This is a genomic window from Varibaculum timonense, assembly GCF_027694345.1.
Lineage (GTDB): Bacteria > Actinomycetota > Actinomycetes > Actinomycetales > Actinomycetaceae > Varibaculum > Varibaculum timonense_A.
Genome location: NZ_JAQEVU010000004.1, coordinates 221,946 through 237,086 on the forward strand (window position 1 = coordinate 221,946; position 15,141 = coordinate 237,086).

Genomic DNA, 15,141 nt, shown 5'->3' on the forward strand with positions numbered 1-15,141 from the left:
CGGCAATAGCTACTAATCCTTGGTATTAGCTTGGTGGCTTTTGCTCGCTCACTGCTCTAGTTCATAAGCTATTTCGAGAACACCCCTGGGAGTCGGCGGGATTATCCCGCCGACTCCCTTTATTTGGGGTTAGGGTTGATTAGGCGGTTCGCCTTTGAGTTAATTCGCGCTGTTCTTGAATCAAGGTGCGACGTTCCTCTTGGGTTAAACCACCCCAAACGCCGTAAGGCTCATGAGCTGCTAAAGCGTATTCTCGGCATTGGTTAATTACCGGGCATTTTGCGCAGATAGCTTTCGCAGCCTCGTCGCGCCGACGCCGAGTTCCTCCGCGTTCGCCCTCAGGATGGAAAAAACGTTCAGTATCCAAATCCCTGCAAGCGCCTTGGTACTGCCATTCCCACAGGTCAGCTACCGGTCCGGGAAGCCTAGAGATGTAACCCATCAATACTCCTTAACCTCGTGCCTATATCACTTGTCCTCAGTATGGAGGACGTAGCTTACCGTTGTCTGAAAAAGTCAGGGTTGTCTGCTGAAATAGTGGTTAATAAATCGTGAATAGCCTCTGTGACTCCAGGTAGATTCTTGAATATGCTGATAGCGAAGGCGTGTGCTGAGGATAAGTCCCCCCTTTTCTGCCCTGCCTCCGTCCTCGCCCTCATCAATAAATCCGAGCCGCTAAGTGACAAAGCCAGAGATAAAACTATCAAGTGAACAGACGTAAAGAAGTACCTAGCGGTTAGACAAATCACATCTAAGGGTAAAAGCACTGGAAAAAAGACGCTAAAGCGGACAAAAGTAGCGACAGCCTGGCTGTTCGGGCTAATCTTAAAAAGGTGATTACCGAACACCTTGATGCCCTCGAAGGGCTCACCTATGACGATGTTTTACTGCTTCCCGAAACCACTGATGTAGTTCCCTCTGAGGTAGATACCTCCAGCAGGCTAACTAAACGAATCACCCTGCACACGCCAGTAATATCTGCCGCCATGGATACCGTGACGGAAGCCAATATGGCAATCGCAATCGCTAGGCAAGGCGGAATCGGAATCGTGCATCGTAACCTGCCGATTGCCGAGCAAGCTGCACAGGTGCGTCAAGTTAAACGTTCGGAATCAGGGATGATTACCGACCCGGTGACTATCAGCCCCGATGCGACCTTGCTGGAACTGGATAAGGAATGCGGACACTATCGGGTATCCGGATTGCCGGTAGTCGATAAAAATTGTCACCTACAAGGAATCATTACCAACCGTGACCTACGTTTTATACCGGCAGAAAAATGGGGAACGGTTACAGTGCGCGAAGCAATGACCCCGATGCCACTAACTACCGGACGCAAAGGTATGCCTAGAGACGAAGCTCGGGCATTACTGGCTGAAAAAAAGATTGAGAAGCTCCCGCTAGTAGACGATGAAGGTCGCCTGACCGGTCTGATTACGGTAAAAGATTTCGTTAAAACCGAACAATACCCCAACTCCACTAAAGACAAAGAGGGACGTTTAAGGGTGGGAGCCGCCCTCGGATATTGGGGGGACACTTGGGAACGTGCTGAGGCTCTCGCAGAGGCGGAAGTAGATGTGCTGGTAGTTGATACCGCCAACGGGGGTGCAAAGCTAGCCCTGGAGATGATTAAGAAACTAAAAGCCTCCCCAGATTTCGCCAATATCGACATTATCGGCGGAAACGTAGCTACTGCCGAGGGCGCGCAAGCTCTAATCGATGCGGGCGCGGATGCGGTAAAAGTAGGGGTAGGACCCGGTTCTATTTGTACTACCCGGGTAGTCGCCGGGGTGGGCGTACCTCAAATCACCGCCATCAACCTGGCTGCCCAGGCCTGTTCAAAGGCGGGAGTGCCGCTAATTGCCGATGGTGGTCTGCAATACTCAGGTGATATCGCCAAAGCCATGGTGGCAGGAGCGGACACGGTAATGTTAGGTTCACTGCTAGCTGGCTGCGAAGAATCCCCAGGTGAGCTGGTGTTCGTCAATGGTAAACAGTACAAGCATTACCGGGGTATGGGTTCGCTGGGGGCAATGAGTTCGCGCGGGCGCAAATCCTATTCCAAAGATCGTTACTTCCAGGCGGAAGTAACCAGCGACTCCCAAATTGTTCCCGAGGGAATCGAGGGGCAAGTCCCATTCTCTGGTGCCCTCTCGGCGGTACTCTATCAGCTGATTGGGGGACTGCGACAATCAATGTTCTATACCGGTTCTCCCGATATTGCCACTTTGAAAAAACGTGGTCGTTTCGTGAAAATTACCGGAGCTGGGCTGCGCGAATCCCATCCTCACGATGTACAAATGACGGCGGAAGCCCCCAATTATCATTCCACGGTTAAATAACACGTATTATTTGAAAAGCAGGGACACAAGGCGCGATTAAGCTAAGGAGTAGCGGTGAGCTGGACTGACGGGCCGTTTATGGGGTTCGATACCGAAACCACTGGGGTAAATACCGCAACTGACCGCATAGTAACTGCTGCCTGTGTGGAATGGAGAAATGGTCAAACTAGGGAACGTACCTGGCTAGCTGATCCGGGAATCCCTATCCCCAAGCAAGCTCAAGATGTCCACGGAATCTCCACCGAATATGCTAAAGAAAATGGGCGACCGCTAGATGAAGTAGTAATCGAAGTAGCTAAAGTTTTAGAGACCTGCGCACACGCCCAAGTCCCGGTGGTTATCTACAATGCCTGCTTTGATCTGCCATTACTTAATAATCATCTGGTGCGTTTGGGGCAACCTACCTTGGGGGAACGGGTAGATTTCTTGCCGGTAATTGATCCTTTGGTGCTAGATAGAGCATTGGACAGGTATCGGAAAGGGAAACGAACCCTAGGAGCGCTCGCGGATTTTTATCAGGTGCGCGGGGAAGATAACTTGCATGATGCCCTGGTAGATGTGCGGCAAACTATCGCTGTCTTGAGGGCGATATGCACTGCCTATCCGCAGCTCGGGGAAATGGATTTACGTCAGCTGCAAGAATATCAACGGGGTCAGCATCGCCAATGGGCCAAGCATTTCAACCAGTTTTTGCTCTCTAAAGGACGCAGTGCGGACGTAAATGAGGAGTGGCTGGTATGAATAATCAACCCTTTGGTAATAATCTCTACAACCAGCAAGATGACGGATTGCAAGAATCCAGTGATAGTCGTGGTTCTCTTCCGCGCCGCTTTCCCCCTCGCAGCGTAAACAATCCGCCGCAACCAGCTATTCCTCCCTCTGCAAATAGGGCGCAAATACCGCAGACCCCGGGGAATCCCTCTTTGAATCCGGTTGATACACCCCCGGTTTATCAGCAACAACTCAACCAAAGTAACCAGAATTCCTTTACCGATTCCTCTGAGACTTTCCCGCGCAACTCCCTTTCCCCAAATAAGTCGCTTTCCCCAAACCCGCCAACCCTCGCTGCCCCGCCAGCTCAGGGTGGTAATCGGGATAACCTACAGGGGATAGATACCGATATTTATGGGACTCCGACCGCAGTGTATGGGGCGCTACCAGCAAATACTTCAACGCCGCCTAAAACCGCCACCTTAGCTCAGGAAACTATCAGCATCCCACCCCAGCAAGCAGGAGAGCCACCGGTGCAAGAAGAGACCTCTACCAATACCCGGCGTTCTCCGTGGTGGCTGCTGTATGGTCTGGTTGTTTTGGCTCTAATCGGTTTGGTTAGTTGGCAGATTTTTCGTTTGGTTACTGGCGAAGTGCCGTCTGCTATTCCCTTGGGAACTCAAACCAACCCCACCCAAACCGTATTAGCCAAGGAACCAGACCCAATTCCTACCGCTCAAACCGAGCAGGTAAAAAAGGTTTTATCGGCACAACCGGTTACGCCTGCCCAGTTAGATGGAGATAAGCATCGGGTAACTTTCCGTTCCCAGTCTGGCATTGTGGTGTGTACGATTGCGGAGAAACTCCAAGATAACCCGCCACCCCTGATTCCCTTAGCAGCGAACGCTTCCGGGGCGCTTTCCAGTGGCAGCGGAGTGGTTTGCGCTACTGCCAGTAACTTTAATGCGGCTGGCAATGTAGGTAAATGTAAACAGGGGGATTTGCGGCTCTCGGTGTTGGGGGTATGGGATTCTTCGAGTGGTATCGGAGCGTGCGTTAATGGCACTACTCCGCTATATCAAGACGTGAAATCTGGTCAGCGGGATAACAGTGGTAAACGCTTCGATCTGCAGCCACTGGGAACAGGTCAATATACTCAGCTCGGTAAATATGCGTGTACTTTCGGTGGTGCCGACGTGACCTGCGTAAATGTTTCTACCGGTAAAGGCTTTACATTTGCTGACCTTGGAGGATACAAGTTCTTTTAGTAAATAGGGCGCGCCCTCAAGCCGAATATAGAACCCGTCACAGCTAAGGAGGGGGGCAGCTAGGTTAGAGAAGATGCTAAGGCATGGGCAATAGCCGAAATCCGGTAGAAAATGTTTAGGCCGGATTTAACAGTCCGAAACGTTCAAAGGCTACCGCCACCCCGTCCTCTGCAATCGAGGGAGCAACCCAGTCCGCTATCTCTAACAGCTTGTTCACCCCGCCCTCTAAGGTGATACCTGTACCTGCCTCCTGAATCATCTCGAAATCGTTTGCGGAATCTCCAATCGCCAGCGCCTGAGAGGGGTCTGCGCCAAAGTGATGGAGGACTTCCCGCATAGCGCTGCCTTTATTGACCCCTTTTACCCCTACTTCCACCATTTCACCTGCTCGTACCTGAACAGAGCCAGGTATGACCATATAGCGATCGCCAAACAGGCTATGGGCTTCTTCAACGCTAGAGGACGCTTCCGGGGATAGGTAGAACACGCATTTTTCTGCTGAGCTGGGAGTTCCGTTGGTCACATAGGGCATGATTTGTTCGAGGTAAGCAGACCAGTCACCGCTGGCGGCGCGCTCTGATTTGCCGGAGAGGCGGAAAAAATCCAGGAATGTTTCGGAGGGGTAAAAGTGGTCTCGACATTGCCAAAGCCAGCTAGCACCAGAGCGGCGAAAATAACCCATCCATTCGCAGATGCCGTCCTGGTCGATAGAATGACTGGCTAACACCTGCTCTCCAACTTCTACGTATGCTCCATTGGCGGTTATCAGCCCAGAAAACGGCAGAGAGAATAGAAAAGGGTAAAGCTCCGGATAGGAACGACCGGTGGCGATGAATACTTTGTGTCCGTTCGCAGTGGCGGTGGTGATAGCTTCCTTTACTTTAGAACTAATCACCTGGTTGTGGTCGATTATGGTTCCGTCTAAATCCAAAAAAGCGAACTTGCGCATTGTTGCTCCTTGTCAGGGACACTTGCCGAAAGGGAAATCTGGCAGTTTCCAGGCTATTTCCACTCTAAGTGAGAACGCCAGTTAATGCGCGCCTAGCCTACTCAGATAAAACCTTTCCCCGCCCGACCTCAGGATAAAAAGTTTCTAAAAGGAAATTTCCGCCGATTTGGTGGTTTAATTGTGTTAATGATGCCAGTTTAGATAAAATGAAATTGGTGGCTGTAAGCTACCTCCAAGTGCCGGGGGAGTCCCCCGGCTTTTTAACTAGGAGTGCGATGATGCGCGAGCTAAGCATTTTCGTGGATGAAAGCGGAGATCGAAACGCAAATTCTCGCTATTACTTATTGACTCTTGTTTTTCATGAGCAAGCAGAAGACATTAAGCAGTGTATTAGCCAATATGAATCTCGGCTTTTATTTTCGGATTTACCTAATATTCCATTTCATTCCGAACCCTTGCTAAATGGACATGGACAATATCGATACTTGGATATACATCAGAGAAAGAGGATTCTTACCTGTTTTGCGACATTAGTTCGGCGTTTGCCAGTATCCTATGTAACTTTTCGATATCGAAGTAAAGATATTGTGGATGATGAGCAATTAGAAACCCGTATGAAACGGGATATAACAGAATTTTTACGCGAACATTTAGACTACTTTCAATCCTTCAATGTTATTAAAGTTTATTACGACAATGGTCAAGACGTTGTTAGCCAGTCTTTGGATCAGGCAATATTGGCTATGCTCTCAAAACATACGGTTCAACGCCGGAAAACTTCTATGACCGATTACCGTCTGGAACAAGTAGCAGATTATCTATGTACTATCGAACTAGCCGCCATAAAATATGGAGCGAAAGAAAATGGCGGAACCTACAATAAGTTCTTCGGCGGTATCGGGAAGTTTAAGAAGAACTGGCTCAAAAAAATTAGACCTAAAAAAATCTAAATCATTAATACATAACCGTGACTAACGCGCTATCGACTGTTGGCTCATTTGGCAAAGTTTTGTCCTGTCTCGAGTTCACAGAGCTTTGACTAGACGACGTGCTTTAGTGAGTGCGGGGAAAGGTTTTATCCGAGTAGGTTGGGCGGGCGTTAAATCCGGAAAACCTGGGGTTTTTCCGGATTTTGGGCAGGAGGAAAAACCTTTCCCCGCACGACGCCCGGTTCTGCGCGCGTCCTAGAAAGAAAAAGACAAGCAACTGGCAGTTTTCAGCTAGTTTAAGCAGTTAGCTATGCAGTAAGTAGGGATGGCAACTAGCAGATAGGGGAATAATTTCGTAGAAAAATTTGGTGCCCCGAACAGGATTCGAACCTGCGGCCTTTCGCTCCGGAGGCGAACGCTCTATCCACTGAGCTATCGGGGCTGGACTTCAACGATTCTACACATTTACCCGTAAGTGTGCTAAATCTACGCAGTTATTTTTGATGCTGATTACATTCTTGCGGGCAGACCGCTCTGTTTAGCCAGGCTCAAAATGCGGTGGGTGTAATAATGTGGATATGACTTTTGCTAGCCCATATTCACATGGTTTTGCCCGCCTGGCTGCTATCAGCATCCCCAGCTTGCCCGCTGAAGTGGATCGAAACGTACCAGTCATTGCAGCAGCTGCCCGAAAAGCTGCTCAGCAGGGTGCCTGTGTATGTGTTTTTCCAGAAATGAGTATTTCCGGCTATACCCTCGGTGATTTAGCGGTTTCAACACGCTTGCTAGATGCGGTAGAAAAAGGGGTTGAGCTGCTGGTAAAAGCGACTTCCGACTGCGCGCAGTTAATCGTGGTGGGTGCTCCTTTGCGTCTGGAGGGACGGGTTTATGATTGCGCATTATTCCTTGCCCGCGGCAAAGTGGTTGCTATCACCCCGAAAGTTTTCCTGTGTGAAGAAATGGATGAGCATCGCTGCTTTACTTCCGGGGCGCACCTTGGTGCAGATGCGAGCTGGTATGCCCCCCAGATTCCAGGGGCTAGTGAGGCTCCGGTTGGAAACGGAATTGTTAATGTCGAGGACGTGCCCGGCTTGGCAGTGGCGGCGCAGGTAGGAACCGATGCCTATGCGGCTAATCCTCCCGCAATGTCTTTGGCGTTGCGCGGAGCTAGTGTTATTTGTAATCCGGCTGCCTATCCTGCAAGTTTAGGTAGAAGTTTGCAGCGGGAAATGCTCGCGCAAGCGACATCTCATAGCGGAATTTGTGCCTATGCCTATGCGGGAGCCGGAAACGGGGAATCATCTTCAGATATGGCTTGGGATGGGCAAACCTTTATCTACCAGGACGGACGTAAGCTTTGTGAAACTGAGCTTTTCCCGGTTGATACCCAAATCGCCCTCGCCGATATTGACCTGACCGCCCTCGCCAATCGTAGGCAGCGAGAAAGCGGGTTTTCCCACGCCCAGGTAGGTCAGCTTGGAAAGTATTGGGCAGTCGATATCCGTTTGGGGGTTGGCGCTCCTGGCTCGACTGTCAGCTTTGACCCGTGGGCGAAACATGATGATACTTTGCCTTTAGGCAGCGAGGACGCGGGCGCTGCCCTCACTCCTGCCCCTAGTCGCTTCCCGTTCTTGTCTACCTCGCTTGCGGATATAGATAAAGCCTGTAAAGAAGCATTTGAGATTCAGGTTTACGGGTTGAAAAAACGTTTACAGGCGGTGGGGAACCCCAAAATGGTGTTGGGGGTATCTGGCGGTCTGGATTCCACCCAGGCACTTTTGGTGTGCAGCGAAGTTGCCGCCCGACTCGGCCTCGAAAAATCCCAAATTTTGGCCTATACCCTGCCCGGTTTTGCTACCTCGGAAGGAACAAAATCTCACGCATATAGGTTGTGTGAATCCTTAGGTATCAAATGCGAGGAAATCGATATTCGCCCCGCGGCTCGGCAAATGCTCGCCGATATGGGGCATCCTTTTGCTGATGGGCAAGCCCAATATGACGTTACTTTTGAAAATGTGCAGGCAGGATTGCGTGCCGATTATCTGTTCCGACTTGCTAATCATCAGGGCGGATTGGTGATTGGAACCGGAGATTTATCGGAGGCGGCTCTCGGGTGGTGCACCTATGGGGTGGGCGACCATATGTCGCATTATGCGGTTAATCCTGGTATCCCGAAAACTATGTTGCAAACTATGATTCGCTGGGCTTGCCGGGAAAACCGGTTCGGCCAGGAATGCACTACAGTCCTGCAAGATATTTTGGCGCAAGAAATCTCCCCGGAGCTGATACCGGGGGGCGAGGAAAAACTGCAATCCACCCAGGACACTATTGGTCCTTACGAGCTACATGAGTTCTTCCTCTATCATCTGCTTTTAGGGCGCACTCCCCGCGATATTGCCTATCTGGCTTGGCAAGCCTGGCGGGATAAAGATAACGGGGTTTGGCCGGCGGATTTACCTATAGCTGACCGCAATCAATACGACCTGAAAACTATTTTGCGCTGGCTGCGCGAGTTCTTGCGCCGCTTCTTTACTTCCCAGTTCAAACGGACTTGCGTGCCTGGCGGGCCAGGGGTGAATGTCGGGCTGGGGCTTAGCCCGCGCGGTGATTGGCGGATGCCCTCCGATATTTCTGGGAGGTTATGGATTACGCAGGTTGAACAATTATTATCGGATTTAGAGGACGAAAAGTAAGCTACCTGCGTATAGACCGGGTAATCTGGAGTCTTCCGGGGATAGCTCCGCCTCGTCCTCATCGAAAGCTACTACCTGTCGCCATAGAATACGCAGCCTCCAGTTGCGGGAGATGGAACACTCTAAATTAACTAAGCGGGGACGATGGGCTATTTTGGAAGTAAGAAAGAAAACGGTGAAACCGGGGTTTAGCGCAGCGTTTTGGTAGCTATCTAAATGGTTTTCACCCTAGAAAATGGCGCATAGCGCCCGAATATAGGAGGAACAGTGAGCGAACGGAACCGGGCATTAACTGCCGAAACCTTGTTAGAGCTACGTAAAGAGTTTGTGGCAGACCCGCGCGGAAAACTGATGCAAAATGCTGTAACCAGTACAGATATTGATAAGGTGGCTCAAAATCACCAGGTAGTTGCGTTCGCTGACCGTTCCATGTCCCACAAGCTAGATGCGTGGCCGGTGGCTAATCAAAAGAAATCGGGACGTTGTTGGCTGTTCGCCGGTCTAAACCTGCTGCGTTCGTCGATGATTAAACGCCTAAACGTAGAAAATTTTGAATTCTCCCAGACCTACCTGTTCTATTGGGACAAACTAGAAAAAGCGAACTACTTCCTAGAATCTCAGATTGAGCTGGCCGATCGCGACCTGGATGACCGTACGGTGGCACACCTGTTGTCCGATCCGATTGGGGACGGTGGCCAGTGGAATATGTTTGTGGCGCTGGTGGATAAATACGGGGTAGTGCCCAAGTGGTCAATGCCGGAAACTGAATCTTCCTCTAATTCGGCGAAAATGGATCGTATCTTAGAGCGTTACCTGCGGGAGGGCGCCCTCGCGGTGCGCAAAGCCGCGCACAATAATCCCGAAACTGTTGGGGAGGTAAAGGCGCGTTTACTCAGTGGGGTGCACCGGATTTTGAATATCCATCTGGGAACCCCACCGGAAAAGTTTGTTTGGCAATATAACGATAAAGACAATAAATTTGAGCGTCTAGGGGAGGTTACCCCTCAAGAGTTCGCCGATAAATATATCGTCAATGACCTGCGTAACTATGTATGCTTGGTGAATGATCCGCGGGAAGCTAACCCGTACGGAAAGACCTATACCGTCGATCGCCTGGGCAATGTGCTCGGTGCTGCCCCGGTGCGTTACCTGAACGTCCCTATCCAGGTAATGAAAGATTGCGCGGCTACGGTATTGCAGGCCGGAAAACCGGTGTGGTTCGGGTGTGACACCGAGCAGCAGGCAGATAGGGAACTGTCGCTGTGGGATAAGAATCTCTATGACTATGGCGCGGTTTACGGAGTGCATTTTGGGATGGACAAGGAAGAACGTCTGCTCTCCCACGAATCTCTAATGACTCACGCCATGTTGTTTGTAGGGGTAGATATGCTGGATGGCGCTCCGCGCCGCTGGCGAGTGGAAAACTCTTGGGGCTGCGAAGATCGAGCCGACCAGGGATTCTATACTATGAATGATTCCTGGTTCGACGAATACGTATTTGAAATCGCGGTTCACCGTGACCGTCTTCCTGAAGAATATCACGCCGTCCTCGATTCTGAGGAAGCACCGATAGTGTTGCCTGCCTGGGATCCGATGGGGTCGCTCGCTTAAAGCCCGGTTAGCATAATAATCCCGCCGTAAGGGGCGAGGATAAACAGGGCTATGGACAGGGAAAACAGGGCAATACAGTCAATCCACCAGGAGCGTACCGCGCACCAGGCTTTGGGAGAGCGGTCTAGCAGCCGGTAAACCCCTAAGCTCAGCAGCATCAGGGCGAAAACTCGGCAAGCAAATACGGGGTGTCCGATATATCCGAGGGTGACGGTGCAGATAATCCCGATTATCACTAATGCGGTGCACCCGCGTCTCCAAAGGCGATTATTCGACAACCCCATAACGGTAGTTTAACGGGCTTGGTGGTGTTTTGTGATTACCCAGTGCTGCTTACCCTCTCCCTGGATGGACGCATTTTGGGTATTAACCCCATTTTTAGGGGGAGGGGGTAGGAAGTAGGGTGTGCCGGTAAAAATGAAGGGACGGAAGTAAGCATTTTCACCGCCTTTTAAATTAACTACTAACTGCTAAAACAGTAGGATAGGAAATATGTTTAAGTCTTATCGGGAGATTTTTTCCTACCCTGGCGCTCTTAGATTTTCAGTCGCTGGAGCGGTAGCGCGTTTCCCGATGGCGATGGCGGGGCTGTCCACTCTGCTAATGATTTCCACCCTCTACGGGGAGTATTCACTGGCTGGACAGGTCAATGCTTTAGTGGTTATCGCGATGGCGGCGGCATCCCCAATTCAGGCTCGGCTAGTGGATCGTTACGGGCAAGCCAAAGTTTTACGCCCTCTGGTTGCATGTTCCCTGGTTTTACTGTTGGCTTTGATACTCTCGTCTCTATTCCATGCTCCGCGCTGGACACTCTACCTATTTGCCCTGTTATCGGGGGCTACTACCGGTTCTTTCGGGGCGTTTGTGAGGGCGCGCTGGACGCATTTGCTGGCGGGGTCGCGTAAGTTAAATACGGCTTATGCTTTCGAGGCCGCTGTTGATGAACTGATTTTTATTTTCGGTCCGATTATTGCCACGGTGTTAGCTACCGTGGTTCACCCTGCGGCGGGGATTGTGGCTTGTTTGGTTACTTCCGGTATTGGTGGTTTTTGGTTTTTATCGCAACGCGCAACGGAACCGGTAGTGACCGCAAAATCTGATTTAAGCGACCAGGAAGCTAAACCGTTGATGAAATCGGCAGCCATGGTGATTTTGGGGCTGATTTTTATGCTCTGCGGTTTTACTTTTGGTGGTCTGGATTTAACGGTGGTGGCATTTTGTCGCGAGCAAGGGGTAGCCCAGATTTCGGGGCTGCTGTTGGCCATGTTTGGGGTGACTTCTTTTAGTTCTGCGGTGATTTATGGGGCTAAAGAGTGGGGCATTAGCGCCTTGCGCTTGTTCTTGGGGGGAATCACCTTAATGGCGATTGGTTTTTCTACTTTCTTTTTCGCCTCCAATCCCTGGATTTTAGGGTTGTGTTTAGCTTTAACCGGTGCGACTTATGCACCCACCATGACTAACGCCACCAATATTTTGTCTCAGGTGGTTCCTCCTGCTCGTTTCACCGAGGGGATGGCGTGGTTAAACACTTTCTTCACTTTAGGTATTTCTGGTGGTGCGTGGCTTGGTGGTTCCGTAGTGGATGTGGCGGGAGCTCGCGGTGGGCTGTGGCTGGTGATTGCGGCAGCTTGGGCGATTCTTGCCGTGGTGTTGATTGGTTTTATTCCTTTGCGTAATTCGCTGCGCCGCGCCTATAAACGCCGTCTAGTGACAGTCGATTTGCATATGACCGAGGAATCTTCCCCTTCCCAGAACAGCTGAATATCTTTGCGCGATAACGCAACAGTTTGCTTTGCTCTACACCTCGCACCCTAGAAATCTGTGAAAACGGATAGGTAGGCTGAAGTCTCTCAGGGCATAGAACCCGGGAATTGAGCTAGCTGTTTTCAGCAGTCCCGGCTTGCTCTATTCTTGGGGGATAGCTCTATCTTGTATTTAGTATTGCAATAGACCTAGACATCTATGTAGCCCATAGGCTACGGTAGGATTGTGGAGATTATTTCCAGCAGCTTGTTTGATGAGTGGCTAAAAAAGCTGAAAGACAAGCATGCGCAGCGACGTATTTTGCATGCGATAGCCAGATGTGAAGCGCACGCTATGATGCTCGGAGATATTAAAGCGGTTGGTGGAAAAGTTAGCGAGTTGAGATTTCATTTCGGTTCCGGCTATCGCGTTTACTACACGCAGCTGGGTGCATTGACAGTTTTCCTGCTAGCTGGCGGAGATAAATCCAGTCAAACCAGAGATATTCAAATTGCCCAAGAACTCGCACAACAGGTAAGGGGGGGAGCAGTAATGAGTAAGGTGACATTTTCAGCCTTCGATGCAAGTAAATATCTTGATAGCCAAGAGGCAATGAATGACTATCTGGCTATTGCACTCGAAGATGGTGACACAAAAACCGTACAGGTTGTTTTACGTGATATTGCGCGGGCTCACGGCATGACTCAGCTTGCTAAAGAAACGGAACTCAACCGTGAATCGCTCTACAAATCTCTATCGAAAGACGGTAACCCATCCTTTGCGGCTATCACGAGGATAATGAAAGCCCTCGGACTTAGAATGACGCTCGCTGAACAAAAAATCTAGACCTGTGCGAAGAATATGTAGCTATTGCGCCGTGCCTACAAATGCATTGTAGAACCGGTGTAAGGGAAACGTTGGCTAGAAAACTGGGGGAGTGAGGGTAGGCTGGCAAGGTAGCCAAAGCGAGGTAGCGTGACTGGTGACGGTAACGTTAGGCAATAAAGGAAACCGTGGTGAGTGGAGTAGGTAGCCGACGGCGGGCGGCGGAACTTTTCGTGCAACAGTGGGCAGGTCACGGCTATGAAAAGGGTGAAACCCACAGTTTTTGGCTGTCTTTGCTGCAAGACGTGTTGGGAATGCGCGAGGTATCCACCAAGTGTCGCTTCGAGCAGCGCACGCGGGCGGGCGGATTCATTGACGTGGTGATTCCCTCGGCACGCACCATTGTGGAACAAAAATCTTCCGGCGTGAACCTAGATCGAGGCGAGCTGCGCCAAGGGCAAATGGTTACCCCTTTTGAACAGGCTAAACGTTATGCTGATGCGCTACCGAATCGGCAACGCCCAGATTTTATTATTGTTTGCAACTTCGAGTGTTTCCGCGTTCACGACCTAAACAAGGATGACCCTGCCGGTGACTATATCGAGTTTTCATTAACGGAACTGCCCGAACAATCTTATCTACTCGATTTTTTGATTGACCCGGCATATTCGCGTACGGAAAAGGAACGTCAAGTCTCAATCCGCGCCGGGCAGCTGATTGGAAAGCTGCATCGCGGTCTATTGGAACAATACCAAGACCCAGATTCTGCCTGGTCACAGCACTGCCTAAATGTTCTGTGTGTGCGGCTGGTGTTCTGTCTTTTTGCCGAGGACGCGGGGCTATTTGGTAAGGATGCACTACTGCGTTACCTGCGAGGTTTTACCGCTTCCCAAACCCGAGGTGCGTTGCAACGCCTGTTCAAAGTGCTAGATACCCCACTTGAGCAGCGAGATCCCTATTTGGAGGAAGAACTCGCGGCTTTTCCTTATGTTAATGGGGGACTGTTTCGCGATTCTGCTGCTGGCACTGGTGTTGCTACGGGATTTGGTGATGGAGAGGACGCGCTGACGGAGGCTAGTAAAGCTAGCGTTTTTCCGTCCTCTTTGGCAGGAGAGACTGGCCGAGCCTTAGAGATTCCGAACTTTACCGAGCAGCTGCGGAACCTTTTACTTAACGAGGTGTCGCAAGGAACTGACTGGTCACAGATTTCTCCCACTGTCTTTGGGGGCGTGTTTGAATCGACTTTGAATCCGGAAACTCGCCGCAGCTCCGGGATGCACTACACCAGCCCGGAAAATATCCATCGGGTGATTGATCCGCTGTTCCTTGATGGCTTAAAGAATGAGCTTGAGGGGATTCTGTCTGATCCTGGGATTTCGGATAGGTCGCGGCGGGCGAAACTGCGGGCTTATCAAAATCGTTTAGCCAGTTTTACCTGGCTGGATAGCGCTTGCAGATCTGGAAACTTCCTTACCGAAACCTATATCGAGGTGCGGCGCCTGGAAAACCAGGTGATTGCGGAGCTAGAGCGGGGACAACAGGCTTGGGAGTTCGAGCAAGAGGGTGCCGCGACTAACCAGATAAAAGTGAATCTGGGACAGTTCTATGGGATTGAAATTAATGATTTCGCAGTCGCGGTGGCGCGCACGGCGCTGTGGATTGTCGAACTGCAAGCTAATGGGGAAACGGCGGCGATTTTGCAGCGGGAAGTAGCGGATTTACCACTGCAAGATGACTCCAATATTGTGCTGGCGAACGCGGTTCGCATGGACTGGCGGCAGCTGTTACCTGCCGAAAAATGCTCGTTTTTAATCAGCAAACGTTGGATTGACATATTGATACAAGATAACGATGTGTGCGGTTTAACGCTTGCCGTATAAGGAATACGGCGGTACTAGCTAAGACGTGAGAATAGAGCCGATCTGAGTTTCTACACCGAGCAAAGGTTCCCAAGATACTAGGGTGGGGTCGCTCTTTTAGAGAGACCGTATTCTTTGTCTTCCTTTCTACTTGGCAGCTGTGTGGTTTCAGGAGATGTGTCCGTTTTTCTTGGGGTTGGGGTTTTAAGAT

12 protein-coding genes and 1 tRNA gene are annotated in these 15,141 nt (G+C 50.6%); 9 read left to right on the forward strand and 4 right to left on the reverse strand.

Translation table 11 applies throughout. The features are described 5' to 3' along the window. Positions 1-139: 139 nt before the first annotated feature. Entirely contained in the window at positions 140-442 is a 303-nt protein-coding gene (locus PG728_RS05000) for a WhiB family transcriptional regulator (protein WP_072510580.1), read from the reverse strand. A gap of 391 nt (positions 443-833) precedes the next feature. Here PG728_RS05000 and guaB point away from each other — a divergent pair, with 391 nt between their 5' ends. Genes guaB through PG728_RS05015 form a run of 3 tightly spaced genes read left to right on the forward strand, consistent with a single transcriptional unit; the run spans position 834 to position 4,321 of the window. Further along, entirely contained in the window at positions 834-2,342 is a 1,509-nt protein-coding gene (gene guaB / locus PG728_RS05005; protein ID WP_408648205.1) for an IMP dehydrogenase, read from the forward strand. Positions 2,343-2,396: 54 nt separating this feature from the next. Beyond that, entirely contained in the window at positions 2,397-3,083 is a 687-nt protein-coding gene (locus tag PG728_RS05010; protein ID WP_270626137.1) for an exonuclease domain-containing protein, read from the forward strand. Beyond that, positions 3,080-4,321 (forward strand): hypothetical protein, encoded by a 1,242-nt coding sequence (locus PG728_RS05015; protein ID WP_270626138.1) that lies wholly within the window; start codon positions 3,080-3,082, stop codon positions 4,319-4,321. Before PG728_RS05010 ends, PG728_RS05015 begins: the two co-directional genes overlap by 4 nt. Positions 4,322-4,436: 115 nt before the next feature. Here PG728_RS05015 and PG728_RS05020 read toward each other — a convergent pair whose 3' ends face one another. Then, on the reverse strand, positions 4,437-5,270 hold the full coding sequence (locus PG728_RS05020; RefSeq protein WP_270626139.1) for an HAD family hydrolase: 834 nt from the start codon (positions 5,268-5,270) through the stop codon (positions 4,437-4,439). 215 nt (positions 5,271-5,485) lie between these two features. Here PG728_RS05020 and PG728_RS05025 point away from each other — a divergent pair, with 215 nt between their 5' ends. Further along, positions 5,486-6,220, forward strand: coding sequence for a DUF3800 domain-containing protein (locus PG728_RS05025; protein WP_270626140.1), 735 nt, complete (start codon positions 5,486-5,488; stop codon positions 6,218-6,220). A 345-nt stretch (positions 6,221-6,565) separates the two neighbouring features. Here the strand turns inward: PG728_RS05025 and PG728_RS05030 are convergent. Then, positions 6,566-6,641, reverse strand: a tRNA-Arg gene (locus PG728_RS05030). A 136-nt stretch (positions 6,642-6,777) separates the two neighbouring features. Here PG728_RS05030 and PG728_RS05035 point away from each other — a divergent pair. Both PG728_RS05035 and PG728_RS05040 read left to right on the forward strand, forming a co-directional pair. Continuing rightward, positions 6,778-8,892 carry an NAD(+) synthase gene (locus PG728_RS05035; RefSeq protein ID WP_270626141.1) on the forward strand — a complete coding sequence of 705 codons (2,115 nt, stop codon included), beginning with the start codon at positions 6,778-6,780 and terminating at the stop codon, positions 8,890-8,892. 267 nt (positions 8,893-9,159) lie between these two features. Further along, positions 9,160-10,503 carry a C1 family peptidase gene (locus tag PG728_RS05040; RefSeq protein WP_270626142.1) on the forward strand — a complete coding sequence of 448 codons (1,344 nt, stop codon included), beginning with the start codon at positions 9,160-9,162 and terminating at the stop codon, positions 10,501-10,503. Here the strand turns inward: PG728_RS05040 and PG728_RS05045 are convergent. Next, on the reverse strand, positions 10,500-10,787 hold the full coding sequence (locus tag PG728_RS05045) for a hypothetical protein (RefSeq protein ID WP_270626143.1): 288 nt from the start codon (positions 10,785-10,787) through the stop codon (positions 10,500-10,502). The two genes, PG728_RS05040 and PG728_RS05045, sit on opposite strands and share 4 nt — an antisense overlap. A gap of 208 nt (positions 10,788-10,995) precedes the next feature. Here PG728_RS05045 and PG728_RS05050 point away from each other — a divergent pair, with 208 nt between their 5' ends. The 3 genes from PG728_RS05050 to PG728_RS05060 all read left to right on the forward strand — a co-directional run bounded on the left by PG728_RS05050 (position 10,996) and on the right by PG728_RS05060 (position 14,951). Next, complete coding sequence (locus PG728_RS05050) at positions 10,996-12,264, forward strand: MFS transporter (protein ID WP_270626144.1); 1,269 nt, start codon at positions 10,996-10,998, stop codon at positions 12,262-12,264. Positions 12,265-12,492: 228 nt separating this feature from the next. Then, positions 12,493-13,092 carry an addiction module antidote protein gene (locus tag PG728_RS05055; protein ID WP_270626145.1) on the forward strand — a complete coding sequence of 200 codons (600 nt, stop codon included), beginning with the start codon at positions 12,493-12,495 and terminating at the stop codon, positions 13,090-13,092. 170 nt (positions 13,093-13,262) lie between these two features. Further along, positions 13,263-14,951, forward strand: coding sequence for a DNA methyltransferase (locus tag PG728_RS05060; protein ID WP_270626146.1), 1,689 nt, complete (start codon positions 13,263-13,265; stop codon positions 14,949-14,951). Positions 14,952-15,141 lie beyond the last annotated feature (190 nt).